The sequence below is a fragment of the Streptomyces sp. NPDC049541 genome, assembly GCF_044465725.1.
Classification (GTDB): domain Bacteria; phylum Actinomycetota; class Actinomycetes; order Streptomycetales; family Streptomycetaceae; genus Streptomyces.
Genome location: NZ_JBITLY010000003.1, coordinates 329,608 through 348,157 on the forward strand (window position 1 = coordinate 329,608; position 18,550 = coordinate 348,157).

An 18,550-nucleotide genomic window follows, 5' to 3' on the forward strand; every position below is an offset into this window, starting at 1 on the left:
GATTTCTAGCACTCGCACACCGTCCCGGCGCTCCCCCACGATGGACCCATGACCACGGAACCCATCTCCCTGTCCGCCGCCCTCGCGTCCTTCACGGACCGCTGGAGCCCGCGCATCGTCACCGCCGTCAACGACTACGACGTCCGCGTCGCCAAGGTGGAGGGCGAGCACGTCTGGCACGTCCATGACCACACCGACGAGTTCTTCCTGGTCCTGGACGGCGAACTCCACATCGCCCTGCGCGAACCCGCCGGCGAACGCACGGTCGTCCTCCCGAAGGGTTCCGTCTTCACGGTCCCCCGCGGCACCCACCACAAGCCCTACGCCCCTGTGCCCACGCAGATCCTCCTGCTCGAACCCACCGGCACCCTCACGGTCGGAGACCACCACGAGGCGATCCCCGACCACGTGGACGCGACGACGGGCCACGCGCTTTCGTGACTGTCAGTGGCGGGTGGCACTCTTGAGCCATGACCGACTCCACTCCCCGGCGTGTCCGCGTCCGCGCCCCCGAGCTGGTGGGCAAGGGCGGCTGGCTGAACACGGGCGACCGGCAGTACACCCTGTCCGACCTGCGCGGACGCATCGTCGTGCTGGATTTCTGGACGTTCTGCTGCATCAACTGTCTGCACGTCCTCGACGAGCTGCGGGAGCTGGAGGAGAAGCACGCGGACACCGTCGCCGTGATCGGTGTGCACTCTCCGAAGTTCGCGCACGAGGCCGAGCACACGGCGGTGGTCGACGCCGTGGAGCGGTACGGGGTGGAGCATCCGGTGCTGGACGACCCGGATCTCGCGACCTGGAAGCAGTACGCGGTGCGGGCCTGGCCCACGCTGGTGGTGATCGACCCCGAGGGGTATGTCGTCGCCCAGCACGCCGGTGAGGGGCATGTGCACGCGATCGAGCGGCTGGTGACGGAGCTGGAGGCGGAGCACGAGGCGAAGGGGACGCTGCGGCGCGGCGACGGGCCGTACGTGGCGCCGGAGCCCGAGCCGACCACCCTGCGCTTCCCGGGCAAGGCGCTGGTCCTGCCGGGCGGCACCTTCCTGGTCAGCGACACCACCCGGCACCAGCTGGTGGAGGTGGAGAGCGACGGGGAGACGGTGGTGCGGCGGATCGGCTCCGGCGCACGGGGGTTCGCGGACGGCACCGCCGACACCGCGTCCTTCAGCGAGCCGCAGGGCCTCGCTCTTCTCGACGACAGCGCGGTCGTCGTCGCCGACACCGTCAACCACGCCCTGCGCCGCCTCGACCTGGCGACCGGTGAGGTCACCACCCTCGCCGGCACCGGACGCCAGTGGTGGCGGGGCTCGCCCACCTCGGGCCCGGCGCGCGAGATCGACCTCTCCTCCCCGTGGGACGTGGCCCTCTTCGCCGGCAGGGTGTGGATCGCCATGGCCGGCGTCCACCAGCTGTGGGCGTACGACCCGTCCGACCGGACGGTCGCCGTCGCGGCCGGCACCACCAACGAGGGGCTGGTCGACGGACCGGGTCCCGAGGCCTGGTTCGCCCAGCCTTCCGGACTCGCCGCCACCGCCGACCGCCTCTGGCTGGCCGACTCCGAGACCTCGGCCCTGCGCTGGGTGGACCTCGACGGCACGGTCCGCACCGCCGTCGGCACGGGCCTGTTCGACTTCGGTCACCGTGACGGACCCGCCGGACAGGCCCTGTTCCAGCACCCGTTGGGCGTGACGGCCCTCCCCGACGGCTCGGTGGCCGTGAGCGACACCTACAACCACGCCCTGCGCCGCTACGACCCCTCGACCGGCGAGGTCACCACCCTCGCGACCGACCTGGGCGAACCGAGCGACGCGGTGCTGGTGGGCGAGGACATCGTGGTGGTGGAGTCGGCGCGGCACAGGCTGACCCGGCTGCGTCTGCCGGAGGAGGCGGTCCGGGTGGAGTCGGTCGCCCACCGCACGCGGCGAGCCGCCACCGAAGTCGCCCCCGGCAGGCTTCGGTTGGACGTGATCTTCCAGGCTCCCGCGGGCCAGAAACTGGACACCCGGTACGGCCCCTCGACCCGCCTGCTGGTGTCGTCGACGCCCCCCGGACTTCTGCTGAAGGGCGAGGGTGCCGACACCGACCTCTCCCGCACCCTGGAGCTCGACCCCGGGATCACGGAAGGAGTCCTGCACGTCTCCGCGACGGCCGCGTCCTGCGACGACGACACGGACAACCCCTACCCGGCCTGCCATGTCCACCAGCAGGACTGGGGAGTTCCGGTCCGCCTCACCGAAGGCGGGGCGGACCGGCTGCCGTTGGTACTGGCCGGGATGGACGATTCGGCCGGCTGACCGGGGTCAGCGACGGCGCGGGCGCGGCGCCAGCTTGAACAGGGCCACCCCTGCGGCCATCAGGGTCGTGGCCGTGACGAGCAGCGCCATGCTGTTCATCCACATGCCCGTGGCGGCCAGCGTGGCGCCGCCGGCGCCCGTGGTCCCGGCGCCGATCACTCTTCCGTACATGTCGTGCTTCTCCTAGCGGGTGTGCGGGGGTTGGTTCGCGGGGGGTGGGTCAAAAGGGGGGGTGGTCACAAGGCGTGTCAGGTCGCCACCCACTTCTCCTCGCTGCGGCGCACCAGCCCCCACAGCGAGGTGAAGTAGACGGCGTGCTGGAAGAGGTCGTAGAGCATCTCGGGGACCATCAGCGCGGCGACCAGCACCGCCCGGGGCCCGGCCCGCCGTACGGAGACCGTCTTCTCGACCACGAAGAGCAGCCCGATCGCCGTCCAGAACGGGGAGAAGCCGGGCCAGCCGTACAGCGTCGTGTAGGTGGTCATGTAGGTCAGATAGACCAGGAAGCACAGGGCGCCGAAGCCCATCATGAACTGCTGCAGGAAGTAGCGCGCGGTCACCCGGGTCCAGCCGTAGTCGCGCAGGTTCTCCAGCGCGCCCCGCTGCCAGCGCAGCCGCTGGTGCCACAGCTTGCCCAGGGTCGGCATGACCTCGGTGGTGACGGCGCACCCGGCGGGTGACATGGCGCGGTAGCCGAGGGTCTTGACGGCCTTCGTCATCTCGTCGTCCTCGGTGAGCGAGGCGAGGCTGTAGTAGCTGTTGCCGCCGCCGATGATCCCGGCGCGGCGGGCGGCGCGGACCTCGCGCAGCACCCGCGCGCGGAACATCGTGCCGGTGCCGGTGAGCACCTGCGCCTTGCCGCCGGAACGTTCCAGCTCCCAGGCGTAGCGGTGGAACTCCATGCGCTGGAGCAGTCCGAGGAAGCCGCCGCCCTCCTCGCCGTAGAAGACCCCGCCGACGGCGCCGACCTTGCGGTTGAAGGTGGCCATCGCGGTCTCGTTGAACCACGGGTCGAGCACGGTGTCGGCGTCCTGCACCAGCAGCAGGTCGCGTTCCTCGAGGTGGGGCAGCACCCAGGCGATGGCCTGGTTGAGGGCACCGGCCTTCTTGTGCGTGTTGCCCTCGGTGTGGAAGACCTGCGCGCCGTGTGCGGCGGCGATCTCGGCGGTGGCGTCGGTGCAGTTGTCGCACACGACGACGATCAGGTCGGGACGCCGGGTCTGCCGCCAGAGGCCCTGGACGGCGTCGGCGATGCGGTCCTCTTCGTTGTGGGCCGGGATCAGCACCACGAGCCGCAGCGGACGGTCGAGTTCGTCGGGTGCGGCGTGGGCGCGGCGGGCCGCGTGCCGTCGTGGGTGCCGTGGTCCCGCGACGGGTGCCACGGCGGTTGTCTCCGCCGAGTGGAGCACGGGGAGCCCTCCGGGTGTGCTGATGGTTCACGCCCGGCACATGCGACCCCCCGGGCACTACAACACTCCGGAGTCTTCACTATTTTCACACAAGTCAACAAGGCATCCCTGATCGCAGAATGCTCACGGTTGTCGCTGCTTGCCCTGTGCGTCCGTCAGTAGGGGAGGTGTCCCTTACATGACGTATCCGTTTGACCGCTCTGTCCGTTACACGCCGTATCCATCGGAATATCCATCCGTGCGACGATGACGAACCTCCTCGTCCACCACCGGTGTGGTCGGCGGTACCACGACGCGCCGGCGCCGGGCGATGCTGCTGAAGGTGCTGACTCCGATCAGGCCGACGATCATCAGGATGATGCCGACCAGGTCGAGGTTGACCCCTTGCATGTGCCAGTCGGTCGCGAACGTGAGGATGGCTCCCACGGCGATGAGGATGATGCACCCGCCGAGGCCCATGAGTGTCGCCTCCCTGTCCGGTCGTTGCGGTAGAACCCGAGTACCCGGTCGGACATCACCCATGCGCCATGGCCCGGTTGACTACCCCTCCAGGAACGCCACCAGCGAATTCGCCAGCAGATAAGGGTCGTTCGCGCCGCACAGCTCCCGGACGCTGTGCATGGACAGGATCGCCACGCCGATGTCGACGGTCTTGATGCCGTGCCGGGCCGCGGTGATCGGGCCGATCGTGGTGCCGCACGGCATGGAGTTGTTGGAGACGAAGGACTGGAAGGGGACGTTCGCCTTCTCGCAGGCAGCGGCGAAGACCGCGCGGCCCGAACCGTCCGTGGCATAGCGGTTGTTGACGTTGACCTTGAGGATCGGGCCGCCGTTGACCCGCGGGTGGTGCGTGGGGTCGTGCCGCTCCGCGTAGTTGGGGTGCACCGCGTGACCGGTGTCCGACGACAGGCACACCGTGCCCGCGAAGGCTCTCGCCCGGTCCTCGAACGAGCCGCCGCGCGCGAACACCGAGCGCTCCAGCACGCTGCCGAGCAGCGGCCCGTCCGCGCCCGTGTCCGACTGCGAGCCGTTCTCCTCGTGGTCGAAGGCGGCCAGTACGGGGATGTACCGCAGTTCACCGCCGGAGACCGCTGTCAGCGCGGCCACGCCCGCGTGCACCGACAGCAGGTTGTCCATCCGCGGACCGGCGAGCAGCTCCTTGTCGCGGCCCAGATAGGCGGGCGGCTCCACGGAGTGCGTCATCAGGTCCCAGCCGGTGACCTCGCCCGCCGGCAGCCCCGCGGTCTCCTCCAGGAAGGCGATCAGGTCACCGTCGCGCACGTCGTTGCCCAGGCCCCACACCGGCAGCATGTGGCGCTGCTTGTCCAGCTTGAGTCCCTCCGCCGACACCGAGCGGTCCAGGTGGATGGCGAGCTGGGGGACGCGCAGCAGCGGGCGGTCCACGTTCACCAGCCGCGTCGAGCCGTCCCGCAGGGTCAGCCGGCCCGCCAGGCCGAGGTCGCGGTCGAGCCAGGAGTTGAGCAGCGGCCCGCCGTAGATCTCGACCGCCACCTGGCGCCAGCCGTGCGCCCCGGTGTCGGGCACGGGCTTGACCCGCAGGTTCGGGGAGTCGGTGTGTGCGCCGACGATACGGAACGGCGTGTGGGGCGCCGCGCCCTCGGGGACGTACCAGGCGACGATCGCGCCGCCGCGCAGCACGTACCTGCCGCCGCTCGTCCCGTCCCAGGCGTCCGTCTCCGCGACCTGCCGGAAACCTGCCTTCTCCAGCCGCTCGGCGGCGCTCGCCACCGCGTGGTACGGCGACGGGCTGGCCGTCAGGAAGGACATGAGGTCGTCGGTGTGGCCGCGGTCGAAGCGGTGGGGTTCGCTCATGGGGTTCACCTTAACGACGTACGAGGGCCCGCTCCTCGTGATGAGGAGCGGGCCCTCGTGAGGGCGATGTGGAGTTCTGGCTACCCAGAACGGGAGACGTTAGAACGCCGCCTCGTCCAGCTCCATCAGGTCCAGCTCGACGTTCTCGGCGAGCTTGCGGGCGCCGGTGACGCCCGGCAGGACGTTGGCCGCGAAGAACTTCGCCGCCGCGATCTTGCCCGTGTAGAACGCCTTGTCCTTGGCGGAGGCCGTCGGAAGCTTCTCGGCGGCGATCGCGGCACCCTTGAGCAGCAGGTATCCGACGACCACGTCACCGGAGGCCATCAGCAGGCGGGTGGTGTTCAGGCCCACCTTGTAGATGTTCTTGACGTCCTGCTCGGTGGCCGCGAGGTCGGTCAGCATCAGGCCGACGATGGCCTCCAGCTCGACGGCGGCCTTCGCGAGGTGCTCGCGGGCGCCGGCCAGCTCCTCGCCGCCCTCGCCGAGCGCCAGGAACTTCTTGATCTCCTCCGCGAGGGAGTTCAGCGCCGCGCCCTGGTTGCGGACGATCTTCCGGAAGAAGTAGTCCTGACCCTGGATCGCGGTGGTGCCCTCGTACAGGGTGTCGATCTTGGCGTCGCGGATGTACTGCTCGATCGGGTACTCCTGCAGGAAGCCGGAGCCGCCGAAGGTCTGCAGCGACTGCGCGAGCTGCTCGTAGCCCTTCTCGGAGCCGTAGCCCTTGACGATCGGCAGCAGCAGGTCGTTCAGGGCCTCCAGCGCCTTGGTGTCCTCGCCCGCGGCTTCCTTGACCTGGATCTCGTCCTGGAGGGAGGCCGTGTAGAGCACCAGGGCGCGCATGCCCTCCGCGTACGCCTTCTGCGTCATCAGCGAGCGGCGGACGTCCGGGTGGTGCGTGATGGTGACCTTGGGCGCGGTCTTGTCCATGAAGTTCGCGAGGTCGGGGCCCTGGACGCGCTCCTTGGCGTACTCGAGGGCGTTCAGGTAGCCCGTCGACAGCGTGGAGATCGCCTTCGTGCCGACCATCATGCGGGCGAACTCGATGATGCGGAACATCTGGCGGATGCCGTCGTGCTTGTCGCCGATCAGCCAGCCCTTGGCGGGGTGCTTGTCGCCGAACGTCATCTCGCAGGTGTTGGAGGCCTTCAGGCCCATCTTGTGCTCGACGTTCGTCGCGTACACGCCGTTGCGCTCGCCCAGCTCGCCGGTCTCGAAGTCGAAGAGGTACTTCGGGACGAGGAAGAGGGACAGGCCCTTGGTGCCGGGTCCGGCGCCCTCGGGGCGGGCGAGGACATAGTGGAGGATGTTCTCCTCCATGTCGTGCTCACCGGAGGTGATGAAGCGCTTCACGCCCTCGATGTGCCAGGAGCCGTCCTCCTGCTGGATCGCCTTGGTGCGGCCGGCGCCGACGTCGGAGCCCGCGTCGGGCTCGGTCAGCACCATGGTGGAGCCCCACTGCTTCTCCACGGCGACCTTGGCGATGTGCTTCTGGACCTCGTTGCCCTCCTCGAAGAGGATGCCGGCGAACGCGGGGCCCGAGGAGTACATCCAGACGGCCGGGTTGGCGCCCAGGATCAGCTCGGCGAAGGCCCAGATCAGGGAGCGGGGCGAGGTGGTGCCGCCGATCTCCTCGGGCAGGCCGAGCCGCCAGTACTCGGAGTCCATGAAGGCCCGGTAGCTCTTCTTGAAGGACGCCGGGACCGGGGCGGTGTTCGTCTCGGGGTCGAAGACCGGCGGGTTGCGGTCGGCGTCCGCGAAGGACTCCGCCAGCTCGTTCTCAGAGAGGCGGGTCAGCTCCTCGAGGATGCTCCTGGCGGTGTCGACGTCCATCTCCTCGAACGGGCCGGTGCCGTACAGCTTGTCCCGACCGAGGACTTCGAAGAGGTTGAACTCGATGTCGCGCAGATTCGACTTGTAGTGCCCCATGGCGACGGCTCCGTTTAGAGAGATCGGCGAGGCACCGGGTGTAGCTCCTCGCACTAGTTCACGTACCAACAAGTAGCTACGATGATGCTACCCGTCGGTAATAAGAAGCAACCCCGAAGGGGTCATCTGTGACTCAGTACTCTTGCGCTCATGTACGGCTATGACCAGAACGTGGGTGCGGGTGCTCAGCAGCAGTACGCCCAGCCGCAGCAGGGCCTCGGCGGTTACGGGCAGCAGCAGCCGCTGTATCCCGAGCCGTCCCCGCCGTCCCTCGCGGACGCGGTACGGGCCTTCACCACGGGCCAGCTGTCCGCGGAGGACTTCCAGCAGGTCTTCGCCACGTCGAAGGTCTACTGCCCGCGCGGCGACAACCCCGGTTTCCTCGCCCTGCACAACACCCAGCAGCCGGTGATCCCGATGTTCACCTCGCTCAAGGAGCTGCGCCGGTACGCGGGCAAGGAGTCCAAGTACTTCGTGATCACGGGGGCCGAGGTCATCGATCTGCTCCCCACCGGCTACGGCTTCGTCCTCGACATGGAGGGCGAGCACCGCATGGTCTTCGACGCGAAGGCCGTGGAGCAGATGGTCGAGTTCGCGATGCGCCGGATGTACGGCTGAGTACCGCCTGTGGGGAGCCCGGAGGGAATGCCCTCCGGGCTTTCTCTGTTACGGGTAGCAGAAAGTTCAATGCTCAACTAAACTGGCCGCACAAGGAGGTACCGACATGCCTGCAGTGACCGTCGAGAACCCGCTGACCCTGCCCCGTGTGGCCGCTCCGGCCGACGCCGTGGCACGTCCCGTGCTCGCCGTCACGACCGCGCCGAGCGGTTTCGAGGGCGAGGGCTTCCCGGTGCGCCGGGCGTTCGCCGGGATCAACTACAAGTACCTCGACCCGTTCATCATGATGGACCAGATGGGCGAGGTGGAGTACGCGCCGGGCGAGCCCAAGGGCACCCCCTGGCACCCGCACCGCGGCTTCGAGACCGTCACGTACATCATCGACGGGATCTTCGACCACCAGGACTCCAACGGCGGTGGCGGCACCATCACCAACGGCGACACCCAGTGGATGACCGCGGGCTCGGGCCTGCTGCACATCGAGGCCCCGCCGGAGTCCCTCGTCATGTCCGGCGGCCTCTTCCACGGCCTCCAGCTGTGGGTCAACCTCCCGGCCAGGGACAAGATGATGGCCCCCCGCTACCAGGACATCCGCGGCGGAAACGTTCAGCTGCTGACGACCCCCGACGGCGGCGCACTGCTGCGCGTCATCGCCGGCGAGCTCGACGGCCACCAGGGCCCCGGCATCACGCACACGCCGATCACGATGATCCACGCGACGCTCGCGCCCGGCGCGGAGCTCAGCCTGCCGTGGCGCGAGGACTTCAACGGCCTCGCGTACGTCCTCGCCGGCCGGGGCGCGGTCGGTGCCGAGCGGCGGCCGATCGAGCTGGGCCAGACCGCCGTGTTCGGTGCGGGCTCCGCGCTGACCGTCCGCGCGGACGAGAAGCAGGACTCGCACACCCCGGACCTGGAGGTCGTGCTCCTGGGCGGACAGCCGATACGGGAGCCCATGGCCCACTACGGCCCCTTCGTGATGAACACCCGCGAGGAGCTCCAGCAGGCCTTCGAGGACTTCCAGAAGGGCCGGCTGGGCACCATCCCGGCCGTGCACGGGATGACCGAGGGCGGTCTGTAGGACAGCGCGCGGGCGGAGCGCCGGGTCTCACCCGGCTGGTCCGTCCGCGCAGGACACGGCACGGGAGGACGTGATCCGCTGGACGGGTGCAGCTCCTCCCCGACCCCGTCCGGCGGCTCGCCGCCTGGTGCGCCGTGATCCTGCTGGTCGCCGGGGTCGTGTACGTCGGGGTCCTGCTGTGCTCGCAGTTCCGTACGGCCGTGACGCCGGTGCTGCTCGCGCTGCTCGGGACCGCCCTGCTGGGACCCCTGCACCGGCGGCTGGTCAGGGCCAAGGTCAACCGGTCCGTCGCCGCCGGACTCACCTGTGTCGCGGTCGTGGCCGTGGTCGGCGGTGCCGTGTACATCGTCGTCGCCGCGCTGATCGACACCGGTGACCAGATCGTCGCCTCACTGAAGGACGCGGCGCAGGGCGTCGCCGATCACTTCGGGGCCGCGGGGACCTCCCTGGACGACCTCGCCACGAACGCGAAGGACCTGCTCACCAAGTTCGGCGGGACGGCCGCCTCCAATGTCATCAGCGGGGTCAGCGTCGTCGGCGAGACCATCGCCATGGCGGTCCTCGCGCTGTTCCTCGTCTTCTTCTTCCTGCGGGACTCGCACAAGGCCGCCGACCTGATCAGAGGTATCGCTCCCGGGGAGAGCGGCGACACGCTCGAGGCCATGGCCCGCCGTGCCTACGAGGCCGTCGAGGGCTTCATGCGCGGCACCAGCTTCATCGCGCTCATCGACGCCGTCTGCATCACCCTGGGGCTGCTGGTACTGGATGTGCCCGGTGCCGTCGGGCTCGGCGCGCTCGTCTTCGTCGGCGCCTTCATCCCCTACCTCGGCGCCTTCATCTCCGGAGCCGTCGCCGTACTGGTCGCGCTCGCCGACCGTGGCTTCGTGATCGCGCTGTGGGCGCTCGGAATCGTCCTCGCCGTGCAGGTGCTGGAGGGGCACGTGCTGACGCCGATGATCCAGAGCCGGACCGTGCAGATGCACCCGGCGATGGTGATGGTGGCCATCACCGCCGGAGCCTCGGTCGCCGGGGTGCTCGGGATGCTGCTCGCCGTGCCGCTCACCGCCGCCGCCTTCGGCGTCGTGCACGAACTGCGGGCGCGGTATCAGGTACCGGAGCCGTCGGACTCGTAGAGCTCGAACCAGATGCTCTTTCCCTCGCCCTGCGGGTCCACTCCCCATGCGTCCGCGAGCAGCTCGATGAGCATCAACCCTCGTCCCGAGGAGGCCAGTTCACCGGGGCGGCGCTTGTGTGGGAGGGCGTCGCTGGTGTCCGTGACGGTGATGCGCATCCGGCGGCCGCCGGACTCGCCCCGCACCTCCGCCAGCAGCAGCGCGTCGGCGTCGGTGTGCACGAGGACGTTGGTGAGCATCTCCGAGACCAGCAGCACCGCCGAGTCCACCTGGTCCGGCGAGGGCCAGTCGTGCAGCAGCTCCCGCAGGTGCTGACGGGCCACCGCCACCCGCTCCGGTTCCGCCTGTGCGACGGACAGCATGGTGCGGCGGACCTTCGGCGGTACGAGCACCGTCTCGTCGCAGCCCTCCGGCCGGGACAGGAGCAGTACGGCTATGTCGTCCTCGCGCCGGTCCGCGAGGGGCCCGGTGGTGTGGTGCGAGGAGGGCCCGTGGACCCCCTGGACCAGGGCGTCGGCCAGTTCCTCCAGGTCGCCCTTGTGGTCCTCGAGGATCGCGCGGATCCGCTGCCAGCCGCTCTCCAGGTCGTGCCCGCCGGTCTCGATCAGACCGTCGGTGCAGATCAGCATGGTCTCGCCGGGTTCGAGGATGATCCGGGTGGTCGGGTAGTCGGCGTCCGGGTCGATGCCGAGCGGCAGACCGCCCGCCGTCGGACGGGCCAGCACCGTGCCGTCGGCCATCCTGATCGCCGGGTCCGGGTGGCCGGCGCGGGCGATGTCGAGGGTCCCGGTCGCCGGATCGGCCTCGACGTACAGACAGGTCGCGAAGCGCAGGTCCGCGAGGGCGTCCTCCTCGGCGGCGCCGGGCCGGGTGGCGCCGTCCGACAGGCCGTGCAGAAAGCGGGAGGCGCGGGAGAGGACCGCGTCGGGGCGGTGGCCCTCGGAGGCATAGGCGCGCAGGGCGATCCGGAGCTGGCCCATCAGGCCTGCCGCCCGCACGTCATGGCCCTGGACGTCCCCGATGACCAGGGCGATCCGGCCGCCCCCGGAGGGGGGACCCCCGGGCAGCGGGATCATGTCGTACCAGTCGCCGCCGACCTGGAGGCCGCCGCCGGTGGGCACATAGCGGGCGGCGACGCTCATGCCCGGTATCTGCGGGCCGAGGGTCGGCAGCATCGAGCGCTGCAGGCCGTCCGTCAGGGCGCGCTCGGTCTCGGCGGTGCCGGCCCGGGACAGCGCCTGGGCGAGCATGCGGGCCACCGTCGTCAGCACGGACCGCTCGTCCGGATTGAAGGTGACCGGGTAGGCGAAGGCCGCCATCCAGGCGCCCATCGTGCGGCCCGCCACCGTCAGCGGCAGGAACGCCCAGGAATGGCGGTTGAAGGACGCGGCGAGCGGCCAGGCGGCCGGGTAGCGCGACTTGTACTGCTCGGGGGTGGAGAGGTAGACGGCACGGCCGGTGCGGGCCACCTCGGCGGCCGGGTAGTCCGTGTCCAGGGACATGTGCGAGAAGGGGCCGTCGTCGCCGGGCTGGTGCCCGTGGTGGCCGATGATCTTCAGGCGATCACCCTCCACGCCGAACACCGCCAGCCCGTCCGGGGTGAACCCCGGCATCGACAGGCCCGCCGCGACCCGCAGCACCTCCTCCGTGGACCGCGCCTCGGCCAGCGCCCGGCCCGCGTCCAGCAGGAACGCCTCCCGGGAGCGCCGCCAGTCACCGGTGACGGCACTGCGCCCGGCGGGCGTGCCCGGGGTCGGCTCGGTGACCTCCTGGAGGGTGCCGATCAGCTGGAAGGACTTCTTCTCGGGGTCGAAGGACGGCTTGGAGCGGGAGCGCACGACACGGATCACCCGGCCCTGCTCGTCCATGATCCGGATCCGCACCTCGGCCAGCGTGCCCTCGGCGACGGCGAGCCCGACCACGGCGATGATCTCGTTCCAGTCCACGGGATGGAGCCGGGCCCGGGCCTTGGCCTCCGTGAGGGTGGTCTGCTCGGCGGGCAGCCCCAGCAGCCGAGCCGCCTCGGCGTCGACCGTGACGAGTTCGGTGGCGGTGTCCCAGTGCCACAGGCCGGTCGCGAGGGCGGCGAGAACCTCCCCCACGGCGGGCAGAGGCTCACCAGTGCGCATTGCCCCACTTTATGGAGAGGTGATCGAGGAGTGCCACCGATTGCCCACTCTTAATGGTGGGGAGCCGATCTTGGGGTGCCCGGTACCCTGGGGGTTGTTTCACGTGAAACACCCTGAAACACAGCCCCCCGATCCGCGAAGACTGGATGAACGACGATGCATCGGTACAGGTCCCACACCTGCGGCGAGCTCCGCTCCTCTGACGTCGGCACCGACGTCCGGCTGAGTGGCTGGCTGCACAATCGGCGCGACCTGGGCGGCATCCTCTTCATCGATCTGCGCGACCACTACGGCATCACGCAGCTCGTGGCCCGTCCGGGCACCCCGGCCTACGCGGCCCTCGACAAGCTGACCAAGGAGTCGACGGTCCGCGTCGACGGCAAGGTCGTCTCCCGGGGCACCGAGAACGTCAACCCCGACCTGCCGACCGGTGAGGTCGAGGTCGAGGTCGGCGAGGTCGAGCTGCTCGGCGCGGCCGCCCCGCTCCCCTTCACGATCAACACCGAGGACGGGGTCAACGAGGAGCGGCGCCTGGAGTACCGCTTCCTGGACCTGCGCCGCGAGCGCATGCACAAGAACATCATGCTGCGCACGGCGGTCATCTCGGCCATCCGGCACAAGATGACGGCGCTCGGCTTCAACGAGATGGCGACCCCGATCCTGTCCGCCACCTCCCCCGAGGGCGCGCGCGACTTCGTGGTGCCCTCCCGCCTCAACCCGGGCAAGTTCTACGCCCTGCCGCAGGCGCCGCAGCAGTTCAAGCAGCTGCTGATGATCTCCGGCTTCGACCGCTACTTCCAGATCGCGCCCTGCTTCCGTGACGAGGACGCGCGTGCGGACCGTTCGCCGGGCGAGTTCTACCAGCTCGACGTCGAGATGAGCTTCGTCGAGCAGGAGGACGTCTTCCAGCCGATCGAGCAGCTGATGACCGAGCTGTTCGAGGAGTTCGGCGGTGGCCGGCACGTCACCTCGCCCTTCCCGCGGATCCCGTTCCGCGAGGCGATGCTGAAGTACGGCTCCGACAAGCCGGACCTGCGGGCCCAGCTGGAGCTCGTCGACATCACCGACATCTTCGAGGGCTCGGAGTTCAAGGCCTTCGCCGGCAAGCACGTACGTGCGCTGCCGGTGCCGGACGTCTCCGCGCAGCCCCGGAAGTTCTTCGACCAGCTCGGCGACTTCGCGGTCTCCCAGGGCGCCAAGGGCCTGGCCTGGGTGCGGGTGGCCGAGGACGGTTCGCTGTCCGGCCCGATCGCGAAGTTCCTCACCGAGGAGAACGTCGCCGAGCTGACCAAGCGCCTCTCGCTGGCCGCCGGTCACGCGGTGTTCTTCGGCGCGGGCGAGTTCGACGAGGTCTCCAAGATCATGGGCGCGGTCCGCGTCGAGGCCGCCAAGCGTGCCGGGCACTTCGAGGAGGGCGTCTTCCGGTTCTGCTGGATCGTCGACTTCCCGATGTACGAGAAGGACGAGGAGACCGGCGCGATCGACTTCTCGCACAACCCCTTCTCCATGCCGCAGGGCGGCCTGGAGGCCCTTCAGACCCAGGACCCGCTGGACATCCTCGGCTGGCAGTACGACATCGTCTGCAACGGCGTCGAGCTGTCCTCCGGCGCGATCCGGAACCACGAGCCCGAGATCATGCTGAAGGCCTTCGAGATCGCGGGCTACGACCGCGACACCGTCGAGGAGAAGTTCGCCGGCATGCTGCGCGCCTTCCGCTTCGGCGCCCCGCCGCACGGCGGCATCGCCCCCGGCGTCGACCGCATCGTCATGCTGCTGGCCGACGAGCCGAACATCCGCGAGACGATCGCCTTCCCGCTCAACGGCAACGCCCAGGACCTGATGATGGGCGCGCCGACGGAGCTGGAGGAGGCACGGCTGAAGGAGCTGCACCTGTCGGTGCGCAAGCCGCAGCCGAAGTAGGCCACAGGCGGCATACGAAGGGCTCGAAACCGGTGCCGATTTCGAGCCCTTTCGCTTGAGCACAGGCACTGGCGGCGGCCAGGAGCCGACCGACGACAAGCGGTACCCGCCACACGGCCACGAGGGCGGCCTGCTCTGTCTGAAGTACGACGGGAAGCACATCGCCAAGGGGGCGTGTGCCCGCCTGACCATGGGCGTCGCGCCCGGCGAGACGCACGACAGTACGGACAGCCGGCCGAGCACGTCCGCCTCGGCGTCGGGGTACCGCGCGTGTTCAGATCACCCAGAGCAGTCCGTTGCCGCCCAGCAGGGTGCTGTCCCGCTGGGTGAGGCCGACCGCGTTCGCCGTGATCACTCGGCTGCCGGTGGCCGTCGGACGGGAGGAACCGCCGGGGAAGACCCAGACGGCGCCGGTGTAGTTGTTCTCGCCGGCCGCGCCGACGAACAGCTCCGGCCTGCCGTCCTTGTTGATGTCACCCACCGAGACCGTCGTCCCGAAGGAGTCGTCGGTCTCGGAGGTGTCCGGGACGCCCGCCGTGTCCTGGGAGAAGGAGTACGCGCCGGGGCCGAGGGCGCCCGAGGCGCGGCCCGGGATGATCGTCACCTGGCCGGAGTCGCGCCGGGCGAGGCCCTCGAACGGGGAGCCGACCACGATGTCGGCGAGCCACCGGACGCTCGCCGCCAAGGACTGGGGTCCTCAGGTTCGGGTGACCTGCGGCTGCTCCAAGCTGCCCTCCGGCACGCAGGAGAAGGCCCGCGCCGCAGCCCAGGCCAAGCAGGCCAAGAACATCGTCTTCAAGGTGCCGGCCAACCCCGACGGGCGCCGCAACGCTCTCCTGGTCCTGGTCCTAGGTGTCGTAGGAGCCGTCCCAGGGCGAGGCGAAGAACAGACGGTCCGGGTAGAGCTCGGCCCAGCCGCCCTCCTCGTCCTGGCCGGTCACCAGGCCGAACAGCACGCCGTCCACGGTGAGTTGGAACGGGCGTATCGCGATGTCCGTGTAGGAGCGCCGGGGCAGGCTGCGCAGCAGTTTCGCCAGGTGCACACGGGCTCGGGTGAGGACCGAGTCCTCGCCGTGCGGGTTGCGCTGCTGCTCAGCCCAGGTGCCGGCGCACCAGACCTCCGAGTCGCGGTGGTTGCCCTCGGCGTCGAAGGTGTGGAGCACCGCGAAGAGACGTTTTTCGTTTTCCCAGCCGTCGTCCGGACGGTACCCGCGCGGAAAGGCGTATGTGACCGTGCCCAGGAACTGGCCGTCCGCATAGCGGCCGATGGCCTCGGCCCGGCCGTGCGGTTCGTAGGAGATCGGTATGACCTCGGGGACTGCCATGGCGCACACCCTACGTATGTGGCGTGGCAATATCCCCCAGTCGTCGATGAGGACACCATTGGCCTCGCCGAAGATTCACGTACGGCGGTCGATCTCCACAGAACTAGGAACCGGCGCTTCCAGCAAAGGCCCGGAACCGTTCGGTCCCGGGCCCTTCTGGTCTTGTGCGGTTACGCGGGCTCGCCGCCGAAGCGCTCCTTGTACGTCTCCAGGTCCTCGTCCGTCAGCTTGGCGAACAGGACCGGCGGGACCGTGAAGGGCGTGCCCGCGGGGACGGCGGTGAGGGACTTCGCGTCGGTCGGGGAGACCCAGGTGGCGGTGTCCTCGGGGAGGGCGAAGGCCTGGCGCATGGCGGCCGAGGTCGTCGGGATGAAGGGTTCCGAGACCACCGCGTAGAGGTGGATCAGGTTCATCGCCGTGCGCAGGGTCAGGGCCGCGCCGTCCTGGTTCGTCTTGATCTCCAGCCAGGGGGCCTTCTCCTCCAGGTAGGAGTTGCCGGCCGACCACAGGGCGCGCAGGGCCGCGGCCGCCTTTCGGAACTGGAGGGACTCGAGCTGGGACTCGTACTCCGCGAGGAGCTCCGCGATCTGCTCGCCCAGCTTCGCCTCAGCCTCCCCCGGCTCGCCGCCCGCCGGGACCTCCTCGCCGAAGCGCTTCTTGGAGAACGACAGCACGCGGTTGACGAAGTTGCCGAGGGTGTCCGCCAGGTCCTTGTTGACGGTCGCCGTGAAGTGCTCCCAGGTGAAGGACGAGTCGTCCGACTCGGGGGCGTTGGCGATCAGGAAGTAGCGCCAGTAGTCCGCCGGGAGGATGTCCAGGGCCTGGTCGGTGAAGACACCCCGCTTCTGGGACGTGGAGAACTTGCCGCCGTAGTACGTCAGCCAGTTGAAGGCCTTGACGTAGTCGACCTTCTTCCACGGCTCACGGACGCCGAGTTCGGTCGCCGGGAACATCACCGTGTGGAAGGGGACGTTGTCCTTGGCCATGAACTCCGTGTAGCGGACGTCGTTGTCGACGTCGTACCACCACGACTTCCAGTCACGGGTCGACGGGTCCTGGTCCGACCACTCCTTCGTCGCGCCGATGTACTCGATCGGCGCGTCGAACCAGACGTAGAAGACCTTGCCCTCCGCGGCAAGCTCCGGCCAGGTGTCGGCCGGGACCGGAACGCCCCAGTCCAGGTCGCGGGTGATCGCGCGGTCGTGCAGGCCTTCGGTCAGCCACTTGTGGGCGATGGAGGAGGCCAGCTGCGGCCAGTCCTTGTCGTGGCGGGCGACCCACTCGCGCACCTCGTTCTCCAGCTTGGACTGGAGGAGGAAGAGGTGCTTGGTCTCACGGACCTCCAGGTCCGTGGAGCCGGAGATCGCCGAGCGCGGGTTGATCAGGTCGGTCGGGTCCAGTACGCGGGTGCAGTTCTCGCACTGGTCGCCGCGGGCCTTGTCGTAGCCGCAGTGCGGGCAGGTGCCCTCGACGTAGCGGTCCGGCAGGAAGCGGCCGTCGGCGGGGCTGTAGACCTGGCGGATCGCCCGCTCCTCGATGAAGCCGTTCTCGTTGAGACGGCGGGCGAAGTGCTGGGTGATCTCGACGTTCTGGGGGCTCGAGCTCCGGCCGAAGTAGTCGAAGGCGAGCGCGAAGCCGTCGTAGACCGCCTTCTGGGCGTCGTGCGCCTGGGCGCAGAACTCGTCCACCGGCAGGCCCTGCTCCTTGGCCGCGAGCTCGGCGGGGGTGCCGTGCTCGTCCGTCGCGCAGATGTACAGGACGTCGTGGCCGCGCTGGCGGAGGTACCGGGAGTACACGTCCGCCGGGAGCATGGACCCCACCATGTTGCCCAGGTGCTTGATTCCGTTGATGTACGGAAGGGCGCTGGTGATGAGGTGTCGAGCCATCGGGGGCTGCTCCCAGGTCGGTTTCTTGTGGCTTTGCGAACCTTGAAATCGTAGCCGACACGGGTGTGCCGCCCGCCTCCCGTTTTACGGGGTGAGAAGCGGGCGGCACCGGGACGAGGCGCTACGGGCGCCAGTCGATCAGTACGCCGTCGTAGAGCTCGGCGTCCGTGAGCTCCCGGGGGGTGGGGCCCGCGTGGAAGAAGGCCGTGTTGTCGGTCTTCAGTTTGCGGAGGTAGTCGAAGGCCTTGTTGTCGTGGTCGCCGAACGCGACGAAGGAGAAGAACACCCGGGGGTGGGTCTTCGCGGCCTCGGTGAGGGCCTGGGTGGCGGGGGTCTTCGCGTCCGGGGCGCCGTCCGTCTGGAAGATCACCAGGGCGGGGGTCTTCGCGTCGGGGTTGTTGGCGTCGTAGTGGGCGAGGACCGCTTCCACGGCTGCGTGGTAGCTGGTACGGCCCATGCGGCCGAGGCCGGCGTGGGCGTCGTCGATGGCGGTCTCGGGGGAGGCCGGGGTGAGGTCGGTGGTGCCGTCGACCTCCGTGGAGAAGAAGACGACGTGGACGGAGGTCTTCTCACTCCCGGCGGGGTCCAGGTGCTCGGCGAGGGCGAGGGTCTGGTCGGCCAGGGCTTGGGCGGAGCCGTCCTTGTAGTACGGGCGCATGCTCGCGGAGCGGTCGAGGACCAGGTAGACCTTGGCGCGGGCGGTGGCCAGCCCGGCCTTTGCGAGGGCGGCGGCGGGGGCGTCGGCCTCCGGCGCGGCCGCGGGGGCCACGGGCTCGGCGGCTGCCGCCGGCTCGGGCTCCGCCTCGGCTTCGCCTTCGGCGGAATCGTTCCCGCCCGCACCACCCGTGCTGGGTTCGTCGTCGGCTGCGGGTGACCCCTGTGGGGTGTCCTCGCCGTCGGCGGCCGCGGGCTCGTCGGCCTCGGCCACGGCGGGCGTCGGCTCGGGGGTCAGCTCCGGTTCCTCAGCCTCCGCGACCAGCTCGGGCTCCGGCTCGG

16 protein-coding genes are annotated in these 18,550 nt (G+C 69.6%); 6 read left to right on the forward strand and 10 right to left on the reverse strand.

The window, feature by feature from the left end:
* Positions 1–48 precede the first annotated feature (48 nt).
* A complete protein-coding gene (locus ACIBW9_RS13810) occupies positions 49–441 on the forward strand; it encodes a cupin domain-containing protein (RefSeq protein WP_398954521.1) in 393 nt (130 codons plus the stop codon).
* A gap of 29 nt (positions 442–470) precedes the next feature.
* Positions 471–2,297, forward strand: coding sequence for an NHL domain-containing thioredoxin family protein (locus ACIBW9_RS13815; RefSeq protein ID WP_398954523.1), 1,827 nt, complete (start codon positions 471–473; stop codon positions 2,295–2,297).
* 6 nt (positions 2,298–2,303) lie between these two features.
* Here the strand turns inward: ACIBW9_RS13815 and ACIBW9_RS13820 are convergent, their stop codons facing one another.
* The 5 genes from ACIBW9_RS13820 to ACIBW9_RS13840 form a co-directional block, all read right to left on the reverse strand.
* Positions 2,304–2,468 carry a hypothetical protein gene (locus tag ACIBW9_RS13820; RefSeq protein WP_165954846.1) on the reverse strand — a complete coding sequence of 55 codons (165 nt, stop codon included), beginning with the start codon at positions 2,466–2,468 and terminating at the stop codon, positions 2,304–2,306.
* Between the two features lie 77 nt (positions 2,469–2,545).
* Entirely contained in the window at positions 2,546–3,679 is a 1,134-nt protein-coding gene (locus tag ACIBW9_RS13825; RefSeq protein ID WP_398954525.1) for a glycosyltransferase, read from the reverse strand.
* Between the two features lie 234 nt (positions 3,680–3,913).
* On the reverse strand, positions 3,914–4,165 hold the full coding sequence (locus ACIBW9_RS13830; protein ID WP_232651033.1) for a DUF6458 family protein: 252 nt from the start codon (positions 4,163–4,165) through the stop codon (positions 3,914–3,916).
* An 81-nt stretch (positions 4,166–4,246) separates the two neighbouring features.
* Complete coding sequence (locus tag ACIBW9_RS13835; protein WP_398954527.1) at positions 4,247–5,539, reverse strand: M18 family aminopeptidase; 1,293 nt, start codon at positions 5,537–5,539, stop codon at positions 4,247–4,249.
* A 99-nt stretch (positions 5,540–5,638) separates the two neighbouring features.
* A complete protein-coding gene (locus ACIBW9_RS13840; protein WP_398954529.1) occupies positions 5,639–7,465 on the reverse strand; it encodes an acyl-CoA dehydrogenase in 1,827 nt (608 codons plus the stop codon).
* A 150-nt stretch (positions 7,466–7,615) separates the two neighbouring features.
* Between ACIBW9_RS13840 and ACIBW9_RS13845 the strand changes: the two genes are divergently transcribed.
* The 3 genes from ACIBW9_RS13845 to ACIBW9_RS13855 all read left to right on the forward strand — a co-directional run bounded on the left by ACIBW9_RS13845 (position 7,616) and on the right by ACIBW9_RS13855 (position 10,294).
* Complete coding sequence (locus ACIBW9_RS13845; RefSeq protein WP_398954531.1) at positions 7,616–8,083, forward strand: SseB family protein; 468 nt, start codon at positions 7,616–7,618, stop codon at positions 8,081–8,083.
* A gap of 106 nt (positions 8,084–8,189) precedes the next feature.
* Entirely contained in the window at positions 8,190–9,161 is a 972-nt protein-coding gene (locus ACIBW9_RS13850; protein WP_398954533.1) for a pirin family protein, read from the forward strand.
* An 86-nt stretch (positions 9,162–9,247) separates the two neighbouring features.
* On the forward strand, positions 9,248–10,294 hold the full coding sequence (locus tag ACIBW9_RS13855; protein ID WP_398954535.1) for an AI-2E family transporter: 1,047 nt from the start codon (positions 9,248–9,250) through the stop codon (positions 10,292–10,294).
* On the opposite strand, the gene ACIBW9_RS13860 is transcribed toward ACIBW9_RS13855, so the two are convergent.
* Complete coding sequence (locus tag ACIBW9_RS13860) at positions 10,267–12,423, reverse strand: SpoIIE family protein phosphatase (protein WP_398954537.1); 2,157 nt, start codon at positions 12,421–12,423, stop codon at positions 10,267–10,269. The two genes, ACIBW9_RS13855 and ACIBW9_RS13860, sit on opposite strands and share 28 nt — an antisense overlap.
* Before the next feature lie 156 nt (positions 12,424–12,579).
* Here ACIBW9_RS13860 and aspS point away from each other — a divergent pair, with 156 nt between their 5' ends.
* On the forward strand, positions 12,580–14,343 hold the full coding sequence (gene aspS / locus ACIBW9_RS13865; protein ID WP_398954539.1) for an aspartate--tRNA ligase: 1,764 nt from the start codon (positions 12,580–12,582) through the stop codon (positions 14,341–14,343).
* A 274-nt stretch (positions 14,344–14,617) separates the two neighbouring features.
* Here aspS and ACIBW9_RS13870 read toward each other — a convergent pair whose 3' ends face one another.
* The 4 genes from ACIBW9_RS13870 to ACIBW9_RS13885 all read right to left on the reverse strand — a co-directional run.
* A complete protein-coding gene (locus ACIBW9_RS13870; protein ID WP_398954541.1) occupies positions 14,618–15,028 on the reverse strand; it encodes an FG-GAP repeat protein in 411 nt (136 codons plus the stop codon).
* 163 nt (positions 15,029–15,191) lie between these two features.
* Positions 15,192–15,668 (reverse strand): hypothetical protein, encoded by a 477-nt coding sequence (locus ACIBW9_RS13875; RefSeq protein WP_398954543.1) that lies wholly within the window; start codon positions 15,666–15,668, stop codon positions 15,192–15,194.
* A gap of 170 nt (positions 15,669–15,838) precedes the next feature.
* Positions 15,839–17,554 (reverse strand): methionine--tRNA ligase, encoded by a 1,716-nt coding sequence (gene metG / locus ACIBW9_RS13880; protein ID WP_398954545.1) that lies wholly within the window; start codon positions 17,552–17,554, stop codon positions 15,839–15,841.
* Between the two features lie 121 nt (positions 17,555–17,675).
* Positions 17,676–18,550: VWA domain-containing protein (locus ACIBW9_RS13885; protein ID WP_398954547.1), on the reverse strand; the 875-nt coding region annotated here is incomplete at its 5' end.

Bases quoted from the DNA above. Each gene is read 5' to 3' on its own strand.
- ACIBW9_RS13810 (WP_398954521.1), top strand. From the start codon at position 49: ATGACCACGGAACCCATCTCCCTGTCCGCCGCCCTCGCGTCCTTCACG.
- ACIBW9_RS13815 (WP_398954523.1), top strand. From the start codon at position 471: ATGACCGACTCCACTCCCCGGCGTGTCCGCGTCCGCGCCCCCGAGCTG.
- ACIBW9_RS13820 (WP_165954846.1), bottom strand. From the start codon at position 2,468: ATGTACGGAAGAGTGATCGGCGCCGGGACCACGGGCGCCGGCGGCGCC.
- ACIBW9_RS13830 (WP_232651033.1), bottom strand. From the start codon at position 4,165: ATGGGCCTCGGCGGGTGCATCATCCTCATCGCCGTGGGAGCCATCCTC.
- ACIBW9_RS13835 (WP_398954527.1), bottom strand. From the start codon at position 5,539: ATGAGCGAACCCCACCGCTTCGACCGCGGCCACACCGACGACCTCATG.
- ACIBW9_RS13840 (WP_398954529.1), bottom strand. From the start codon at position 7,465: ATGGGGCACTACAAGTCGAATCTGCGCGACATCGAGTTCAACCTCTTC.
- ACIBW9_RS13845 (WP_398954531.1), top strand. From the start codon at position 7,616: ATGTACGGCTATGACCAGAACGTGGGTGCGGGTGCTCAGCAGCAGTAC.
- ACIBW9_RS13850 (WP_398954533.1), top strand. From the start codon at position 8,190: ATGCCTGCAGTGACCGTCGAGAACCCGCTGACCCTGCCCCGTGTGGCC.
- ACIBW9_RS13860 (WP_398954537.1), bottom strand. From the start codon at position 12,423: ATGCGCACTGGTGAGCCTCTGCCCGCCGTGGGGGAGGTTCTCGCCGCC.
- aspS (WP_398954539.1), top strand. From the start codon at position 12,580: ATGCATCGGTACAGGTCCCACACCTGCGGCGAGCTCCGCTCCTCTGAC.
- ACIBW9_RS13875 (WP_398954543.1), bottom strand. From the start codon at position 15,668: ATGGCAGTCCCCGAGGTCATACCGATCTCCTACGAACCGCACGGCCGG.
- metG (WP_398954545.1), bottom strand. From the start codon at position 17,554: ATGGCTCGACACCTCATCACCAGCGCCCTTCCGTACATCAACGGAATC.